The organism is Nocardia sp. NPDC004568 (assembly GCF_040609955.1).
In the GTDB taxonomy this organism is placed as follows: domain Bacteria; phylum Actinomycetota; class Actinomycetes; order Mycobacteriales; family Mycobacteriaceae; genus Nocardia.
The window spans coordinates 42,359-58,465 of record NZ_JBEXLL010000010.1 but is presented as its reverse complement, the minus strand read 5'-3'; the positions used below and the strand labels follow the sequence as shown (position 1 = coordinate 58,465).

14 protein-coding genes are annotated in these 16,107 nt (G+C 70.4%); 9 read left to right on the top strand and 5 right to left on the bottom strand.

Going from position 1 to position 16,107, the window contains the following annotated elements:
- Positions 1-6 precede the first annotated feature (6 nt).
- The 3 genes from ABZV91_RS07775 to ABZV91_RS07765 are packed head-to-tail and all read left to right on the top strand — an operon-like array spanning position 7 to position 2,655.
- Positions 7-468: a hypothetical protein gene (locus ABZV91_RS07775; RefSeq protein WP_355237064.1), complete on the top strand. Its 462-nt coding sequence runs from the start codon at positions 7-9 to the stop codon at positions 466-468.
- On the top strand, positions 465-1,448 hold the full coding sequence (locus ABZV91_RS07770) for an amidohydrolase family protein (RefSeq protein ID WP_355237061.1): 984 nt from the start codon (positions 465-467) through the stop codon (positions 1,446-1,448). Before ABZV91_RS07775 ends, ABZV91_RS07770 begins: the two co-directional genes overlap by 4 nt.
- A 52-nt stretch (positions 1,449-1,500) precedes the next feature.
- On the top strand, positions 1,501-2,655 hold the full coding sequence (locus ABZV91_RS07765; RefSeq protein WP_355237058.1) for an NADH:flavin oxidoreductase/NADH oxidase: 1,155 nt from the start codon (positions 1,501-1,503) through the stop codon (positions 2,653-2,655).
- A 191-nt stretch (positions 2,656-2,846) separates the two neighbouring features.
- Here the strand turns inward: ABZV91_RS07765 and ABZV91_RS07760 are convergent, their stop codons facing one another.
- Complete coding sequence (locus tag ABZV91_RS07760; protein WP_355237055.1) at positions 2,847-3,494, bottom strand: LysE family translocator; 648 nt, start codon at positions 3,492-3,494, stop codon at positions 2,847-2,849.
- A 110-nt stretch (positions 3,495-3,604) separates the two neighbouring features.
- Here ABZV91_RS07760 and ABZV91_RS07755 point away from each other — a divergent pair, with 110 nt between their 5' ends.
- A complete protein-coding gene (locus tag ABZV91_RS07755; protein ID WP_355237052.1) occupies positions 3,605-3,850 on the top strand; it encodes a hypothetical protein in 246 nt (81 codons plus the stop codon).
- 109 nt (positions 3,851-3,959) lie between these two features.
- On the opposite strand, the gene ABZV91_RS07750 is transcribed toward ABZV91_RS07755, so the two are convergent.
- From ABZV91_RS07750 to ABZV91_RS07740, 3 genes are all read right to left on the bottom strand, one after another.
- Positions 3,960-5,075 carry a GGDEF domain-containing protein gene (locus tag ABZV91_RS07750; protein WP_355237049.1) on the bottom strand — a complete coding sequence of 372 codons (1,116 nt, stop codon included), beginning with the start codon at positions 5,073-5,075 and terminating at the stop codon, positions 3,960-3,962.
- Between the two features lie 267 nt (positions 5,076-5,342).
- Positions 5,343-6,743 carry a wax ester/triacylglycerol synthase family O-acyltransferase gene (locus ABZV91_RS07745; RefSeq protein ID WP_355237046.1) on the bottom strand — a complete coding sequence of 467 codons (1,401 nt, stop codon included), beginning with the start codon at positions 6,741-6,743 and terminating at the stop codon, positions 5,343-5,345.
- On the bottom strand, positions 6,740-8,164 hold the full coding sequence (locus ABZV91_RS07740) for a wax ester/triacylglycerol synthase domain-containing protein (protein WP_355237043.1): 1,425 nt from the start codon (positions 8,162-8,164) through the stop codon (positions 6,740-6,742). Before ABZV91_RS07740 ends, ABZV91_RS07745 begins: the two co-directional genes overlap by 4 nt.
- Before the next feature lie 308 nt (positions 8,165-8,472).
- Here ABZV91_RS07740 and ABZV91_RS07735 point away from each other — a divergent pair, with 308 nt between their 5' ends.
- Positions 8,473-9,369, top strand: coding sequence for a universal stress protein (locus ABZV91_RS07735; protein ID WP_355237040.1), 897 nt, complete (start codon positions 8,473-8,475; stop codon positions 9,367-9,369).
- 308 nt (positions 9,370-9,677) lie between these two features.
- On the opposite strand, the gene ABZV91_RS07730 is transcribed toward ABZV91_RS07735, so the two are convergent.
- Positions 9,678-10,658, bottom strand: coding sequence for an NAD(P)H nitroreductase (locus ABZV91_RS07730; protein ID WP_355237037.1), 981 nt, complete (start codon positions 10,656-10,658; stop codon positions 9,678-9,680).
- Between the two features lie 288 nt (positions 10,659-10,946).
- Between ABZV91_RS07730 and ABZV91_RS07725 the strand changes: the two genes are divergently transcribed.
- The 4 genes from ABZV91_RS07725 to ABZV91_RS07710 are packed head-to-tail and all read left to right on the top strand — an operon-like array spanning position 10,947 to position 16,084.
- The gene (locus tag ABZV91_RS07725; protein WP_355237034.1) at positions 10,947-11,216 is read left to right on the top strand and encodes a hypothetical protein; all 270 of its coding nucleotides are present in this window, start codon (positions 10,947-10,949) and stop codon (positions 11,214-11,216) included.
- Positions 11,217-11,247: 31 nt separating this feature from the next.
- Positions 11,248-13,545: a phosphoenolpyruvate synthase gene (gene ppsA / locus ABZV91_RS07720; RefSeq protein WP_355237031.1), complete on the top strand. Its 2,298-nt coding sequence runs from the start codon at positions 11,248-11,250 to the stop codon at positions 13,543-13,545.
- Positions 13,542-15,056, top strand: a complete 1,515-nt coding sequence (locus ABZV91_RS07715) for an AAA family ATPase (RefSeq protein ID WP_355237028.1) — start codon at positions 13,542-13,544, stop codon at positions 15,054-15,056. Before ppsA ends, ABZV91_RS07715 begins: the two co-directional genes overlap by 4 nt.
- Positions 15,053-16,084 (top strand): 1-phosphofructokinase family hexose kinase, encoded by a 1,032-nt coding sequence (locus ABZV91_RS07710; RefSeq protein WP_355237025.1) that lies wholly within the window; start codon positions 15,053-15,055, stop codon positions 16,082-16,084. Before ABZV91_RS07715 ends, ABZV91_RS07710 begins: the two co-directional genes overlap by 4 nt.
- Positions 16,085-16,107 lie beyond the last annotated feature (23 nt).

Below are 16,107 nucleotides of genomic sequence, written 5' to 3'. Positions count from 1 at the left end.
GAAGATATGACCGACAACAGGTTCCTCGACGACCTGCCGATCGCGGGCGAACTCGTCGCCACCGATTTCGACAGCTGGCCGGACTGGCTGCGTACCGAGTTCGCCGATCACGCCTACGACGGCCACGTCGGCTCGGCCCTGCTCAGCGAATCGCCCCGGGTGCGGGTATGGGAGATCCGGCTCGCCCCGGGTGAGCGATGGCATGCCCACCGGCACGTCCTCGACTACTTCTGGACCGCCGTCGAGGCCGGCCGCAGCCGACAGCACACCCACGACGGCACCGTCCGGGAGGTGTCCTACGCGGCCGGCGAGACCCGGCACTTCCATTTCGGCCCGGGCGAATATCTACTGCACGATATCGAGAACATCGGCGATACCGACCTCGTCTTCACCACGGTCGAACACCTCGACAGCGCGAATCCGCCGCTGCCGCTGAACCACGCCGGTACCGAAGGCGGCCGGGGATGATCGAGTCCGATATCGCGCCCGGCGTCGTCGATGTCCACGCACACTGGCTGCCGCGCGAACTCTTCCACCTGCCGCCGGGTTCTCCGTTCGGGCGGCTGCACGACCGCGACGGCGAGCTGTATCTCGGGAACGTCCCGTTGTCGATCCGGGCCACGGCGATGAGCGATGTGCCCGCGATCCGCGCGGATATGCGCCGCGCGGGGGTCGGCGTCCGGGTGCTTTCCGCACCACCGTTCGCCTTCCCGGTGCACGACGCCGATGAGGCCGAGAACTACGTCGCCGCGTTCAATACCGCGCTGGCCGGAGTCGTCGCGTCGTCGGAGGGCAGCCTGGTGGGCCTCGGCATGGTCACTTTCGGCCCTCCCGGCCGGACCACCGCGCAGCTCGAACAACTCGCCGGCACACCGGGTATCGCCGGAGTCGCGATCCCGCCGCTGCTCGGCAGCGACTCCCTCGATCGAGGTCCGCTGCGCCATGCGCTCGCCGAGGCCGCCCGGCTGGATCTGGCGGTGCTGGTGCACCCGATGCAACTCCCCCGCCCCGAATGGCCGGACCACTACCTGGTCAATCTGATCGGAAACCCGGTGGAGACCGCCACCGCGGTGGCTTCGGCCCTGCTCGGCGGCGTCGTCGAGGAACTCCCGCGACTACGCCTCTGCTTCGTGCACGCCGGTGGCTGCTCGGCCGGGCTGCTCGGCCGCTGGACTCACGCGTGGCACGCCCGCGCCGATGTCCGGAGCGGATCCACGCGGCCACCGGCGGAGTCGTTCGAGAAGCTCTGGTTCGACACCGTCGCCCACGATCCCCATCTGCTGACCCTGCTGCGCGGCCACGCGGGCGCCGGCCGGATCGTCTGTGGTAGCGACTATCCCTTCGATATGGCGGAGCCGGATCCCGTCCGGTTCGCCGTCACTCACGGTGTCACCGACGCCGCGCTCGTCGCGTCCGCCCGGGAATTTCTCGGCCTCGCGCCGCTGTGACAGGCAGCGGGCACATCCTCCGCGTCCCACCGAGCAACAGAACAGGCACGCCATGAGTCAGCTCTTCACCCCGATGACCCTGCGGGAGATCACCCTCGCGCACCGGGCGTGGATGTCACCGATGATGCAGTTCGCCGCCGTCCCCGACGGCCCCGACGTGGGCACCGCGACCGACTGGCACCTCCAGCATCTGGGGTCCCGGGCCGTCGCGGGTGCGGCGCTGATCATGGTCGAGGCCACCGCCGTCACCCCCGACGGCCGCAGCAGCGACTACGACCTCGGGCTCTGGAACGACCGGCAGGCCCAGGTGCTGCGCCGCCACACCGATTTCCTGCGCGCCCAGGGCACGGTGCCGGGTATCCAGCTCGTACACGCCGGGCGGAAGGCGGCGACCGGGCGGCCGTGGCCCGATCCCGACCGCGCGCAGCGGACCTGGCCCACGGTGGGGCCGAGCGCGGTGCCGTTCGGGCGGTTGCCCGCCCCCGCCGAGATGAACATCGCCGAGATCGCCGCCGTCGTAGACGATTTCGCGGCCGCCGCGCGCTGTGCCGCCGCGGCCGGGTTCCAGGTACTCGAACTCCACGGTGCCCACGGATACCTCATCCACCAGTTCCTGTCGCCGCAGTCCAACACCCGCACCGACAGCTACGGCGGAAGTTTCGACAACCGCATCCGGTTCGCGCTCCAGGTCGTGACCGCGGTCCGCCGCGAATGGCCGGCGGAACTACCGCTGTTCTTCCGCCTCTCGGCCACCGACTGGCTCGCCGGAGACACCGAGGACCCCCGGCCGGGATGGACGGTCGCGGAATCGATCGCGCTCGCGCCGCATCTCGAGCGGCTCGGAGTCGACCTGGTGGACGTGTCCAGCGGCGGTTCCGTGCCCGATGCGGCGATCCCGGTGCGACCGGGATATCAGGTTCCGTTCGCCGCGCGGTTACGCGACGAAGCCGGGGTACGCACCAGTGCGGTCGGCATGATCGTCGACCCCGAGCAGGCGGAGCAGGTCATCGCGCAGGGGCAGGCGGACGCGGTCTTCCTCGGCCGGGCCCTGCTGCGCGACCCCGCCTGGATCCGGCAGGCCGCGGACCGGCTCGGTGCGCGGTTGCCGCACCCGCCCCAGTACGACCGCGCCTTCCGGGCTCCCGCGCCCGCGGCGGAGTCGAGCGAACGCGGCAAGCGGCAGCTCACCGAAGCTCGTGCGGTATGAGCAGGCCTCGTGCAGCACGGGAGCACACCGTTTCGTCGGCCCGGAGAAGTCGACAGCGTGGATCACCACAGTCGACGACCCGACCCCGGCCGGGTCGGTGTCGCGTGGCTGCCCGGATTGCGCCGGGTCGGCATCGGATCGCGTGAGCGCCGGTAGCGGAACGATGCGGTGTACGACCGGCGCCGCCCGGCTCACCGGCGCGCGAACGCGAGCCCGCCCGCGACGACGAGCATGGTGACGCCGGTGCCGCGATCCAGGTAGCGCCGGGTGCGCGGCGCCAGGTCGAACGAGTTGAGGGCTCCACCCACCCCCGCGTACACGGTCGCCGCGACGAACTCTACGACGAGGTAGCCGAGGCCCAGGGCGATCAACTGCGCGGGTACGGCCCCCGCGGCGTGGTCGACGAACTGGGGCAGGAGCGCGGCGAACAGCAGCAGCGCCTTGGGATTGGTGAGCGCCACCGTGAACTCCTGCCGGATCAGCCGGCGGCGCGTCCGGCGTAGCGGCGACGTGTCCGGCGCCGGGTTGCCGGACACGTCCGGGGTGCCGGTGGCGCGGCTCCGGTAGAGCATGGTCACACCCAGGTACAGCAGATACGCCACACCGCACCATTTCACGATGGTGAACACCGGCTCGGAGGTGAGCAGCAATTCCCCCAACCCCACCGCTGTCGCCGACACCAGGAACAGGAAGGCCGACAGCCGGCCGGACACGGCCACCAGGGCATCCACGGTGCCCTGCTGCACCGCGTTGCGCAACGACAGCAGTTGGTTCGCACCCGGAGTGAACGCGATCAGCGGAGCAGCGATCAGGAACGGCTGCCAGTGCGGAGTCGGCATGTCCCCTGTATACCGCCGGTGGCCGGGGGCGGAACGGGCGGTCACCGGAAAGAATCCGTCGCGGGCCCCGGCTCCCGCCGCCCGAACAGAGCGGTACCGACGCGAGGAGGGTGCCAACGAGCGCACCAGTTCTTCGACCACAATCGGATCCCGCCTTCACCGAGAAACTCGCCGCCGATTTCCTGGTCACCCGCGAGGGGCAGACGGCGCTGTCGACCGGCTGTGCCGCCGCCCTGTCCGATATCGAGGGCGCCGTGGCACGGGCTCATGATGTGCCCTACCCCGATACCGCCGCCCTCATCCCGGACGCCGTCACCCGCTACCAGCAGACGTGGCAGGGAATATCCCAGCGCTGATCACCCGGACGGCCGGTTCTCGTGCTGCCGGGCGGCGGGCACAGGTATGCGAACGGAGGCGGGAGCGTCGATCGTCTCGTGGCCGTGCGTGACTTTCGCCGCCGGAGCACTACAACCCGAGTGATCCGGGAGCCGGATGGTGGTGGTCCAGCGATGGGGTGAGTTCGTCGACCACCACCAGATTCCCGCCGGACTGTTTGGCCCGGTACATGGCGGCGTCGGCGGATTGCAGCAGTCGATCCGGGGTCGGGCGCGGGCACCCGGGACAGATCGTGGCGTCGAAGACCGCGACACCCACACTCGCGGTGACCTCCACCGCGGTCTCCGGCGGGTCGGCGACGGCGCGGCGCAGGCGTTCGGCCTCGACGCGCGCGGCCGCCGCGTCCATCGGTGCGGCCACCACGAACTCCTCGCCACCCGTCCGCGCCACCACCGCCGTCTCCCCCGCGGCGTCGTGCAACCGCCGAGCGGTCCGTACCAGGACGGTATCGCCGACGCGGTGGCCCCAGGTGTCGTTCACGCTCTTGAACCGGTCCAGGTCGAAGCTCATGACGCAGAATGCGGGAAACCGGTCGACCAACTGCGGCAGCCGGATCTCCAGACCCCGGCGGTTCAGCAGTTCGGTCAGCGGGTCCGACAGCGATTCGGTGCGCAACAGCCAATAGAGGATCTGCAACGCGGGCAGCGCGCTGACCACCGAGACGAACAGCAGCAGCCCGACCGCGCAGGCCAGCCGGATATCGCCGCCCCCGGTGGCGATCCGCACCGAGAACACGATCACCGACAGCAACGACCACACCGAATGCGCCGCCAGGGCCCGAGCACTGTGGAAGAAGCCCAGATAACTGCCGGTGACCACCAGCAGCACCGCCCCCATCGCCCCGAACAGCCGATCCGGCACCTGGAGGAACTCCACTGTGAACAACACATCCGCGCCGCCGATCAGTGCCAGCGACTCGGTCTTGCCCGGCCAGGGCAGCAGCCACCAGCGCAGCGCCCACAGCGTCCCGCACAGCACCCCGACCGTCGAAGCGAGTCCGGGATCACCGGCCGGCCCCACCGGCGTACCCGCGATCACCGAACCCATCACCGCGATCGCCGCGCCCGCGACGCCGACCAGCACTTTCAGTGGACCCAGTGCCGACCGCGCCGCCAGCGTGCGCACCAGCCAGCGGTAGTCGACCGGGTCGTTCCACCAGGCCCGCAGTGTTTTGCTGTCATTCATCGACTCACCCTTGGTCCCGACCGCGTTACCCACCGTCGCCTGTACCGAGTGCGGACGATCCGGGAGATCTCACCGGTTGATCCCGGGCAGCCCGGCCCGGACATTGTGCCCGAGGCCGGAACGGCCGGACCATGAAGACGGAAGTGTTCCACGGCGAGGTGTGCACCAGCCGACCGTAGCCCGGCCGGTGCGCCGGCAACCGGTTTTTCCGCTGCCGCCCGCGGCCGGGAGCCGGTCCCGGCCGCAGCGGGCGCGCAAGGTCCGCGATCACCGCCTGCCGGGCGACCGGGGTTCCGGCGCCGGTGGGCGGGACGGTGTCCGGTCCGGAGGGGCGTCCGCCGCCATACCGCAACCGGCCCGCGCGGCGAGTTCCCGCACGGCGCCGCGGATTCCTGTCGCGAGCACGTCGATATCAGGGGTGGAATCGTAGTCGCCGGTGATGCCGAACACCAGGTGATCGTGATAGCTCAGGATCGCGATGGCGGTACGGAGGCGCATGGCGATCGGCACCGCGGGCAAGAGTTCCAGTACCGGCCGGCCCCGCAGGGTGAGCGCATGCCGGGGGCCGGGCACATTCGTCGCCAGGCCCGCGACCCCGTGCTGGGGAAACCGGGCCACGAGCCGCAGCGTCCATGCCACAGCGGCGAACGGCAGCCCGCGCGCCAGCTTCAGCACGAGGTGTTCGGCGCCGGGTGCGCCGCCCGACTTGTGCGCTTTCATGGTCATGTGGACCACACGGAGCCGGTCGACCGGGTCGGCACGGTCGACGGGCAGGTCGGGCAGCACCGCCGAGACCCGGTTGTCCATGACATATTTCGCGTGACCGGAGCGCATGGAGACCGGGACCAGAATCCGTAGCGGGTGTGCCGCCGGCTCCTCGCCGCGTCCGCGTAACAGTTCCCGGTATCCCGTGGTGATCGCGGCCAGCACGACATCGTTGACGGTCACGTGGTAAGCGGCACCGATAGCGGAGACCACCGGCAGCGGCAGACGCACCGCGGTATATCGGCGCCGGTGCCCGATCGGACCGTTCAGCGACGACACCGGCCCCTGCCGGAGCACCGCGGCGCCGACCGGAACGAGGCTGCGGACGGTACCGAACACCGCCGCGGGTAACGCTGTGGGCAGCTTCGCCCACCCCGCGTGTTCCGGCCGTTTCCGCACCGGGCGGCCGCGACGCGCCGGCGCGTCGTCCACCGGTCCTGGATCGCAGAGGGTTTCGAACACAGCCAGTCCCGAGACGCCGTCCACCAGGCTGTGATGGGCCTTCAGGATCACCGCCCAGCGATCGTCGGCCAAGCCCTCCACCACCACGCACTCCCACAGAGGACGATCCCGGTCGAGTCGCTCCTCGATCTCGGCCGCCACCAACTCACACAGCGCGCTGTCCTGTCCCGGCCGCGGGAGTGCCGTCCACCGCAGGTGATGGCCGAGATCGAAAGCCGGGTCGTCTTCCCATTCCGGTGCGGCAAGGTCGAGCACGGTGCGGCGCACCCGCTGGCGCATCCGGGGCATTCCGGCGATTCGCGCGGTCAGCAGGGCCGCGAACTCCTCACGTCGCGGGGGCGGGCCGGCCAGCACCGCGGTCACCGCGATGCCGAGACTGATCCGCCGGTCGGCGTCCTCCAGCTCGATGAATCCGGTATCGAGCGGCCGTAGCTCGTTCACGACGCGCCCGAATGCTCGACGGAGCCCGCCACGACCCCGTCGCGACGCGGGTCCCGGTGTGGCGCGAACGCGGCCACCTTGCGGAAGCCGGAGGCCAGGCATTCGGTGAACTCCGGTAGATCCGGCACCGCCGCGGTGTCGGCGTCGATCCCCACCGAGCACGTTCCCCTATGGGAGATCAGCGTCGCGTTGAACGCGGTGCCGATGGTGGGCCCGAAGGCGTGTATCCGCTCGACCTCCGCGCCCGCCAGATACAGCGGAACCGGCGAGCCGGGCACATCCGAGGCCACGAAGTCGACATGCCTGAGCATCTGCGCGACGGCACCCGTGGGAAGCCGGTTGAATACCGCCGCCACCGCGCTGGACCAGGGGATGGCCGGTTCCCGGCGCCAACGCTCGACGAGGTCGCGCACCACCCACATCAGTTCTCCGACATCGTCGGTGCCGGTGGGAACGGCGAACCTGGCCAGGGTGATGCGGTTGCCGCCGGGCGGGTCGTCGGCGGTCCGGGTACTGATCGGCACGGTCACCCGGACCCGGGTGAGCGACACATCGTAACGCCGGTGGTAGGAACGCAACCCGAGCAACAGCGCGGTGAGAAAAGCGTCGTTGACGGTGCACCCCGCCCGAACCGCGGGGTCTTCCAACTGGGCGAGTGGCACTTCCAGCACGGTCAGCCGCCGGCCGAGTCCGCGCCCGGTCATCACCGGCGACAGGGTCTCGGTAACCGGACGGGCCAGGCGAGCCAGTGAGGAAACCATCGCGGCACCGTCACGAACGGCCCCCACCGGATCGGCCGCGGCACGCACCGATGCGGTGGCGGCCGCGGAGACGCCACCCCGCACCAACCCCCATCCGGCGGACCAGTTCCACGCGAGTACATCGGCGACCGGCGCCGCCCGCTGCGGTTCCCGTTCGCGCACCGGGCCGCGCTCGGCCCCCTCCCGGGTGAAGTCCAGTACTTCCGTGGCGATCTGCATACCGCCGACGCCGTCGGTGAGGCTGTGATGAACTTTCAGCACCGCCGCGCTTCCGCCGCCGGGCAGGCCCGACAGCAGTGCGAAGGTCCACAGTGGTCGCACCGGATCGAACGCTGTCATCACCTCGTTGCGGGCGAATCCGAGCACCGCCGCCTGATCCGCCGGTGGCGGTAGGGCGATGCGCCGGAGATGCCAGGAGAGATCGAAGTCCGCGTCGTATTGCCAGCGCGGCGGGGTGAGCCCGAGCGGCGCCGCGGCCAGTACATGGCGGAAACCGGGCGCGACGCGTGTCCCCCGGTCGAAGACGCGGACCAGCCGGTCCCACTCCGGTTCCGAGTCGAGGACCAGTACCGAGACGATTGTCGACCGCAGCGCGGGGTCCTGTTCCATGCTCCAGGTGAACAGGTCCGACTGGGTCATATGGGACTCGCGAGCACCCATGCGCAGCCGCCTTCATCGGTCGGAGTCGTTCCCTGCGGAGCCGACCTCCCTACTGTCGCGCCCGTCGCCGCACGGCCGGCAGAGGCAAAGGTCACCGATTCGGACGACCGGGGGTCGAGCAGCGCGCGGGTCGACCCGGGCCCGCGGTCGTCCGGAGGACTTACGGCCCCGGCGCCTCCGACATCGGGCTCTTGCCCGCAGGCCCGCGTCGGAGAACGCTGGTCTCACCGCTGCACCGGGTCGGGCAGCCGGACATTCGAGGCCATGCGTTCGGAGGACGCCATGCGAATACCGGGCGATGACGAGTCGTGCCGAGTACCGGCGCCACCGTAACCGTGGACGAATGGCTGGGGGACGACCGGGTACCTCCGGTGATCCTCGGTACCGACGGCTCGTCCGCGTCGTTGAACGCCGCGCGCTGGGCCGCATATATCGCCGGAGCACTGCACGCCCCTCTTCTGGTCGTACACGTCCTTCCTGGTCCCGGGCACCGGCATACCCCAGATACGCGACCATGGTTCCACGGGCCACGCCTCGCGGACCCGGACCCGGCGGTCGTAGTCCGCCGGACCGCGTTGATCATCGGCACCTGCTCCGCACCCGCCGTCGCGGATCCGGCCACCGAAATCGCCACCGGGTCGGCCGCGGCGGTCCTCACGGAGCGCAGCCGCCGAGCCCGGATGCTGGTGGTGGGCGCCCAGACGGCGTTCGGGGAGAGGCGGACAGGCCCGACGACGACGGGCGTCGTCGCACGGGCATACTCCCCGGTGGCCGTGTGGCGGGGTATGCCGGGCCATCCGATCCCGCGGGAGCGGCCGGTGGTCGCCGCGTTCGACGGCAGTGAGTCGACAGTGCCGGCGCTGGTCCAGGGATTCGAGTTGGCGGAAGCACTCGGCGCGGGCCTCGAGGTACTACGCCCCCGGTGGGGTGTGCCCGGCGGTCGGTACGGCGCCGCGGCCGTGGTACCGCCGTCTCGGATCTCCGGCTCGATGGCGGGGATGGCCCGCGAACATCCTGCGGTCAGGTCGAACGAAACCACCGTCGCCGGTTCGCTCGCACATGTCCTGGCCCGCAGATCGGCAACGGCCCAGCTTCTGGTCGTCGGCGACCGGCGCGCAACCGGTGCGTCGGCGGCACCCGGCCCGACTGTCATGTTCCTACTCCGTCATTCGAGGTGCCCGGTGCTCATCTGCCGTCCCGGGTGAGCACACCCGCCGCCGGCTCAGCCTGATCCGGTCCGGAAATCGACACACGACCGGATCATGGCCGGCCTCGGATAGTCGCTTTCCTCGATACGCCGGGAGCCGACGGAGAGGCACGGTCTCGTACCGCACCCACTCCGCATCGGCACGCAGCCACTCGGCTTCGGGCTCGTCCACGTCCGGGTCGCGAGTCCAACGCAGCGGAAAAGCACACAATGCGATCAGTCGCCCCGCCCGCACAGGCTTGCCTCCGGCCCGGCCCACGCCGCGGCACGAAACCACGGCCCGGAACCATCGACCGCTGTCGTGGGCTACCGCAGCCGGCCGACCACTTCGGCGAGCGGGCGGCGGGGCGAGACGGGCACGGTGCCGGCGGCGACTTCCGCCCAGCCGACGCGAATGATCAATTGCGCGAACCCGATACCGTCGAGAACATCGCGCTGTACCGCCGCCCGGGTATCGGGCAGTTCCAACGCCTCGCTCATGGGGCAGGTCGCCATTCCCAGAACGGTCGCCGAGAGCAGTACAGCGCTCCCGGCTTCGCCTGCCCGTAGCCGGGACAGACGATCATCCGCGGGGGTGTGGATCAAGAGGAGACTGCCGCCCTGGGTCATCTCCCGCACCCCGGCTTCGCTGAGAGAGGCTTCCGCGAACTCCCGGGTGAACGGATCGTCGTCCGCGACCGGTACCGCATTGCGCGCGGGCACTCCGTCGTCGGACGCGTGCCGCCCGCTCCACATCGACAGCTCCGCCCGGTACGAGGGGTCACTGCGATGCTGCCCGGCCGCACGGGTGAATGCCGACATCAGGGCGCCGCGCCCTGGGCCGGCGGTGATCTCCCGGACCTCGGCGCCCTCCTCGGTGCCCGCGGCCAGCAGCGTGGCCAGATCGCCGGGTGGAGTCTCCCACGACGAAACCCGTCGGCGGTCGGTATGCCTGCGGTTGATCGCCCGGGCCAGTTCCTCGTCGTCCGCGGTCGGAGTCACATGGGCGAATTCGATCGCGGCCAAGTGCGCCGGATCGGCGGGGTTGGGTACGCGGTGCACGATCGTCCGCCAGCCGAGGGATTTGGCCGCGACCCGGAAATGGTGCAGCGCGGCGCCGCAACTGAGGATTTCGTCGCGCCCGTCCGGGTCGGCGCAGGCCAACCGTCGGCTCTCATCGGCGTACAAGTGCACTGTCCGGTCACCCACCCGCCATTGCCAGGGTTGCGTATTGTGCACCGATGGGGCGCGGACGGCCAGCGCGAGAGCTGCACGCACGGCCTCGGCATCGGGGTGAATCCCGCTCATAACACGTCCTCGCTCTCGAATCGGTCCGCGCCCGTCGGCAGGGGAAGGCCGCGGCATACACCCCGCCCCGGGGTGATTGCGGGCAGGTGCTCCGCTTCCCAGCTTCGCGGCCGCCCGCGCGCGCCGAGACAGGCGAAAGTCACCTGTCGCAGTGTCCTCCGGCAGTACCTCCACAGGCTGGTGCCGAATGCCCGGCGCGGCCCCGCCGCCTCCGCTCGGGTCCATGGTCCCGGCGGCGGGGGTACCAGGACCCTCCTCCCGTACCGCGACTCGTTGGACCCTGAGGACATGACACCGAAGCGCCCGCATATCGCAGTCCTCTATGCCACCGAGGTGGGTTCCACCCGTTATTTCGCCGAAACCGCCCGGGATTACCGGACGTGCGCCGAGTACTACGAACGCCTGGGGGTGTCGTTCGAGGCTCGTGCCCTCCACCGGCTCACGGGAGTCGGACGCTATGGCGATCTGCGCGACCGGCCCGCGATCATCGCCTGGTCCACGGGCCTCGGCGACTCGCTCGGCCTGCCCCACGCCCCCGTGACCGTCATTCATCCCTGAGACATCGCCGCGCACCTCCGGAGGAGCGACCATGGGCCGATATGTTGCACCGTTCGATCAGCTCGGCATCGGGGATATAGCGGAGGCAGGAGGCAAGGGAGCCAACCTCGGCGAACTCGTGGCGGCGCGGCTGCCGGTTCCGCCCGGTTTCGTCATTCTGCGTGCCTGCTACGAACACGTGATCACCCACGGCCGCCACGGTGCCGAATTGGACCGTCTGCACTCCGCGGCGCTCGACGCGGTCACCGACGGGGCCGAACTGGCGAAACGGTGCCGCGCGATGCGCGAGCTGATCCACGACACCGTCCTCGAGCCCTCGGTACGCGAGGTCATCGGCTCGGAGTATCGGGGACTCGGCACGGATATCCCGGTCGCTGTGCGTTCTTCCGCGGTCGGAGAGGACAGCGCGACCGCTTCCTTCGCCGGGATGAACGCGACCCTGACCAACGTGCGCGGTGAACAGAAGCTGCTGGACGCGGTGATCGAATGCTGGGCTTCCCTCTTCACCCCGCGCGTGCTGGCCTATCGGGCGCGACGCAAGATCACCGACCGTCCGCAGATGGCCGTGGTGGTGCAGGAAATGGTGACCGCGCGGGTGGCCGGAGTCGCGTTCACCGCCGACCCGGCCACCGGACGACAGGACCGCGTCGTGGTGGAGGCCGCGCGCGGCCAAGGGGAGGTGGTGGTTTCCGGCGCCACCGAACCCGATACCTACCTGCTCGACGCCGCCGGGCCGACACTGCTCAGCACTCGCGGGGGCCACCAGGAGTACGCCGTGGTGGCCGGCGCCGACGGTGACCGGCGGGTCGCGCTGTCCCCGGCCGAGACCACCGCACCGGTCCTGCGCGAATCCGAGGCCGTCGCTGTCGCACGAATGGCTCTGGCCGTGCAGGAACATCATCACGGCACACCTCAGGATGTGGAGTGGGTCTTCGACGCCGAGCGATTATGGCTGGTGCAGGCTCGGCCGATCACGACCCTGCCCGGGCGGCGCTCCGCCGATACCGGCGGTACGGCGGGTGGTTCCGGGATCCTGGTCCGCGGGCTCGCGGCGGCTCCCGGCTCGGCCACCGGAACGGTCCGGATCCTCGATTCCCCCGCCCGGGGCGACACACTACGCGAGGGCGAGATCCTGGTCGCGCCGATGACGAACCCGGATTGGCTGCCCACCTTGAGCCGCGCCGCCGCCGTGGTCACCGACAGCGGTGGTATGACCTGCCACGCCGCCATCGTCGCGCGGGAACTCGGCATACCCTGTGTCGTCGGCGCACGCACGGCCACCACTACCCTCACCGATCACGCGCTGGTCACGGTCGACGGCGCGACCGGCGAGATCCGTGCCGGCGCGGGACGTGGCGGTGCGAAAACCACCACGGCCCGCGCGCCGGACGTCGCCACGACCGCCGCAGCGGAACCGACCGCCACGCGGGTGTATGTCAACCTCGCGCTTCCCGAAACCGTTGAGCACATCGCCGCGACCGATGTCGACGGCGTAGGGCTGCTGCGCGCGGAGACCCTGCTGACCCGGGCCCTGGACCATAGGCACCCACGTGACCTGATCGCCCGCGGCGAGCAGGAGCGGTTCGTGGGCGGCATGTCCGAATCGCTGCACCGCATAGCGACGGCCTTCCGGCCCCGGCCGGTGGTGTACCGGGCCAGCGATTTCCGCAGCAACGAGTTCCGCGGACTGGCCGGGGGCGACCGCTACGAACCCTTCGAGAACAACCCGATGATCGGCTACCGCGGCTGCTACCGTTACGTCCGCGATCCCGAGGTGTTCCGGCTCGAGCTGGCGGCGCTGGCGCGGGTGCGCGAGCAATCACCGAACCTGCACCTGATGATCCCGTTCGTGCGCACCCGCTGGGAACTCGAGTCCTGCCTGGAACTGATCGACTCGAGCCCGCTCGGAAGCCAGCGCCATCTGCATCGCTGGGTGATGGCCGAAGTACCGTCGGTGATGTACTGGCTTCCCGAGTACGCCGGACTCGGTATCGACGGCGTCTCCATCGGCAGCAACGACCTCACGCAGCTCATGCTGGGCGTCGACCGCGACTCCGAGCAGTGCAGCGAGTTGTTCGACGAATCCGATCCAGCCGTACTCGACGCGATCGGACAGATCGTCACGACCGCCCGCGCCGCGGGCATCACCTCGTCACTGTGCGGCCAGGCGCCGTCGAATCATCCGGAGTTCACCGAGCACCTGGTGCGGATGGGGATCACCTCGGTGTCGGTGACGCCCGACGCCGTTCCCGCGGCCCGCCGCGCGGTCGCCGCCGCCGAACGCCGCCTGCTGCTCGACCACGCACGGTCCGCGGCGGCACCCCGATGACCCTCTCACCGCCGGACTCCGCCGAACCGGTCCCGCCGGAGACCCGCACTCAGGCGGCCGGACTACGGGAAACGCACACCGGCATGGTCGTCCTGTTCGGCGACCGCGCGTACAAGGTGAAAAAGCCGATCACCACCGATTTCCTGAACTTCGCCACGTCGCAGAACCGGGAACGGGCGTGCCGCCGCGAACTCGAACTCAACCGGAGGCTCGCTCCGGATGTCTACCTCGGTCTCGCACATCTCACCGATCCGACCGGCGGCGCGAACGAACCGGTCGTGGTCATGCGCCGCATGCCCGAGAACCGCCGGCTGTCCGCTCTGCTCGCCGATCCCGGCCGTCCGGTGAGCGATTTGCGCCCGCTGGTAGCCACTCTCGTAGCTTTCCACGAGAGCGCCCGGCGTGGCCCGGATATCGATCGCGCCGGGACGGGTGCGGCGCTGCGTGACCGCTGGCGGAGCGTTCTCGGCCCACTGCGCGAGCAGTCCTCCGCGGTCGTCGATGCCGGCCGCCTCGCCGCGATCGAGAAACGCGCCCTGGACTACGTTCGCGGCCGGGATCGGCTGTTCGCCCAGCGGATCGCGGGCGGGTGGATGGTGGACGGGCACGGCGACCTGCTCGCGGAGGACATCTTCGACCTACCCGACGGGTTCCGGATCCTGGACTGCCTGGATTTCGACGACGAACTCCGCCATATCGACTGTCTGGACGATATCGCCTTCCTGGCCATGGATCTCGAATTCCTCGGCCATCCCGGGTACGCGGCCCGCCTGCTCACGGACTACCGGCAACTCGGCGGCGACCAAGCGCCGCCGTCGCTGGACCATCACTATCGGGCCTATCGTGCGGCGGTGCGGGCGAAGGTCGATGTGATTCGCTACGGCCAGGGCGACAGAGCGGCACGAGACCGGGCCGGGCGACACCTGACGCTGGTCGAACAGCACCTGGAGTACGGCGCGATCCGGCTCGCACTGGTCGGCGGGCTCCCCGGCACGGGCAAGACCACGGTCGCCGGACAGCTCGCGAAAGCGACCGGTTCCCATCTGCTCTCGACCGATTCGATACGCCGGGAACTGATGCACACAGGCGAGATAGCCGGTGCTGCCGGCGCCTATGACGCCGGAGCGTACGCCCCGGAGAGCAGACACCGGGTATACACCGAATTGCTGGAGCGGGCCCGCCTCTTGTTACAGACGGGAGTACCGGTGGTACTGGACGCCGGTTGGCCCGCCGCCGACGAGCGGCGCCGGGCCCGCGAACTCGCCACCACGCACGGTGCCGAGCCGGTGCAATTACGGTGCGAATGTCCGCGCGACGTCGCCGACCACCGGCTGCGGGATCGGCCCCGCGGCGAATCCGACGCCACCCCGCCGCTGGCGCACGCTATCTCGGCGACCGCCGCGCCCTGGCCCGAGGCTGTCGTGCTCGACACCCGGCGACCGCCGGCTCTCGTCGCGGCCGAGGCGCTGCGCCGGTGGCACGACAGCGGGGACCACCGGGGTCGGCCGTGAGCTGCACATCGGACGGAGCGGTACGGGTTCTCACAGTCACGCTGAACCCGACCATCGACATATGCCTGGAAGTGAACGAGCTGATCGCGGAGGGCAAGAACCGGGCGCGGGTACGCTCCGTCCGCGCGGGCGGCGGCGGTATCAATGTGGCGCGCTGTATCCGGCGGCTCGGGGGTTCGGCCACCTCCCTGTACCTGTCCGGCGGGGATACCGGGCTGCGGCTCGACCATCTACTCGCGGACGAGGGCATGGACAGGCGCCGAGTACCGGTCGAAGGTGGAACACGGGAAGCCTTCGTCGTAGCGGAGACCGGGACCGGGCACAGCTACCACATCGTCCCGCCGGGTGCGACGATCACGGAGCAGGAAACGGCCGGTGTGCTCGCGGCGATCCGGGCCGGGCTCCCCGGCAGCGCGGCACTCGTCATCACCGGCAGTGTCCCACCGGGGATCCCCGACGACTTCACGGCGACCGTGGTCCGCCAGGCCCGCCCGGGCCGGATCCCGGTACTCATCGATGTGACGGGCGGGCAGCTGCGCCGGTTACCCGGCGAGGATGTATTCCTCATCCGGCTGGACCGCAAGGAGGCCGCCGGGCTGATCGGCTCGCCCATCCACACCTTCGACGACGCCCGGCGGGCGAATCACCGGCTGCTCGACTCCGGCGCGACGCGGCACGCCGTAACCACCGTGGGCGCGCTCGGGGCCGTGTATTCGGAATCCGGCGTCGATTACGAGATCTCCGCGCCACCGCTGCCCGGCCGGGCACGCAGCGACGCCTGCGCCGGCGACAGTCTCGTGGCCGCCCTCACCTATCGCACCCTCCGCGGCGACGGTTGCCTGCGCGCTTGTGAGTTCGGTGTCGCGGCGGCGGCCGCCACGGTATCGCAGCCGGGCACCGACGTTTTCGAACCCACAACCGTCGGCGAGCTCGTCCGGCGGGTCCGGATACGCCGTGTCACGCGCCGGGCGGATCCGGCGGGCGCGGATCGACCCGGCACCGATGTGGGAGCCGGTCTGGACAGATAGGCCCACAACCACTCCGATCACCA

What these genes read in the sequence shown, in the direction of transcription:
- ABZV91_RS07775 (WP_355237064.1), top strand. Translation starts at nt 7, where the DNA reads ATGACCGACAACAGGTTCCTCGACGACCTGCCGATCGCGGGCGAACTC.
- ABZV91_RS07770 (WP_355237061.1), top strand. Translation starts at nt 465, where the DNA reads ATGATCGAGTCCGATATCGCGCCCGGCGTCGTCGATGTCCACGCACAC.
- ABZV91_RS07765 (WP_355237058.1), top strand. Translation starts at nt 1,501, where the DNA reads ATGAGTCAGCTCTTCACCCCGATGACCCTGCGGGAGATCACCCTCGCG.
- ABZV91_RS07760 (WP_355237055.1), bottom strand. Translation starts at nt 3,494, where the DNA reads ATGCCGACTCCGCACTGGCAGCCGTTCCTGATCGCTGCTCCGCTGATC.
- ABZV91_RS07750 (WP_355237049.1), bottom strand. Translation starts at nt 5,075, where the DNA reads ATGAATGACAGCAAAACACTGCGGGCCTGGTGGAACGACCCGGTCGAC.
- ABZV91_RS07740 (WP_355237043.1), bottom strand. Translation starts at nt 8,164, where the DNA reads ATGGGTGCTCGCGAGTCCCATATGACCCAGTCGGACCTGTTCACCTGG.
- ABZV91_RS07730 (WP_355237037.1), bottom strand. Translation starts at nt 10,658, where the DNA reads ATGAGCGGGATTCACCCCGATGCCGAGGCCGTGCGTGCAGCTCTCGCG.
- ABZV91_RS07725 (WP_355237034.1), top strand. Translation starts at nt 10,947, where the DNA reads ATGACACCGAAGCGCCCGCATATCGCAGTCCTCTATGCCACCGAGGTG.
- ppsA (WP_355237031.1), top strand. Translation starts at nt 11,248, where the DNA reads ATGGGCCGATATGTTGCACCGTTCGATCAGCTCGGCATCGGGGATATA.
- ABZV91_RS07715 (WP_355237028.1), top strand. Translation starts at nt 13,542, where the DNA reads ATGACCCTCTCACCGCCGGACTCCGCCGAACCGGTCCCGCCGGAGACC.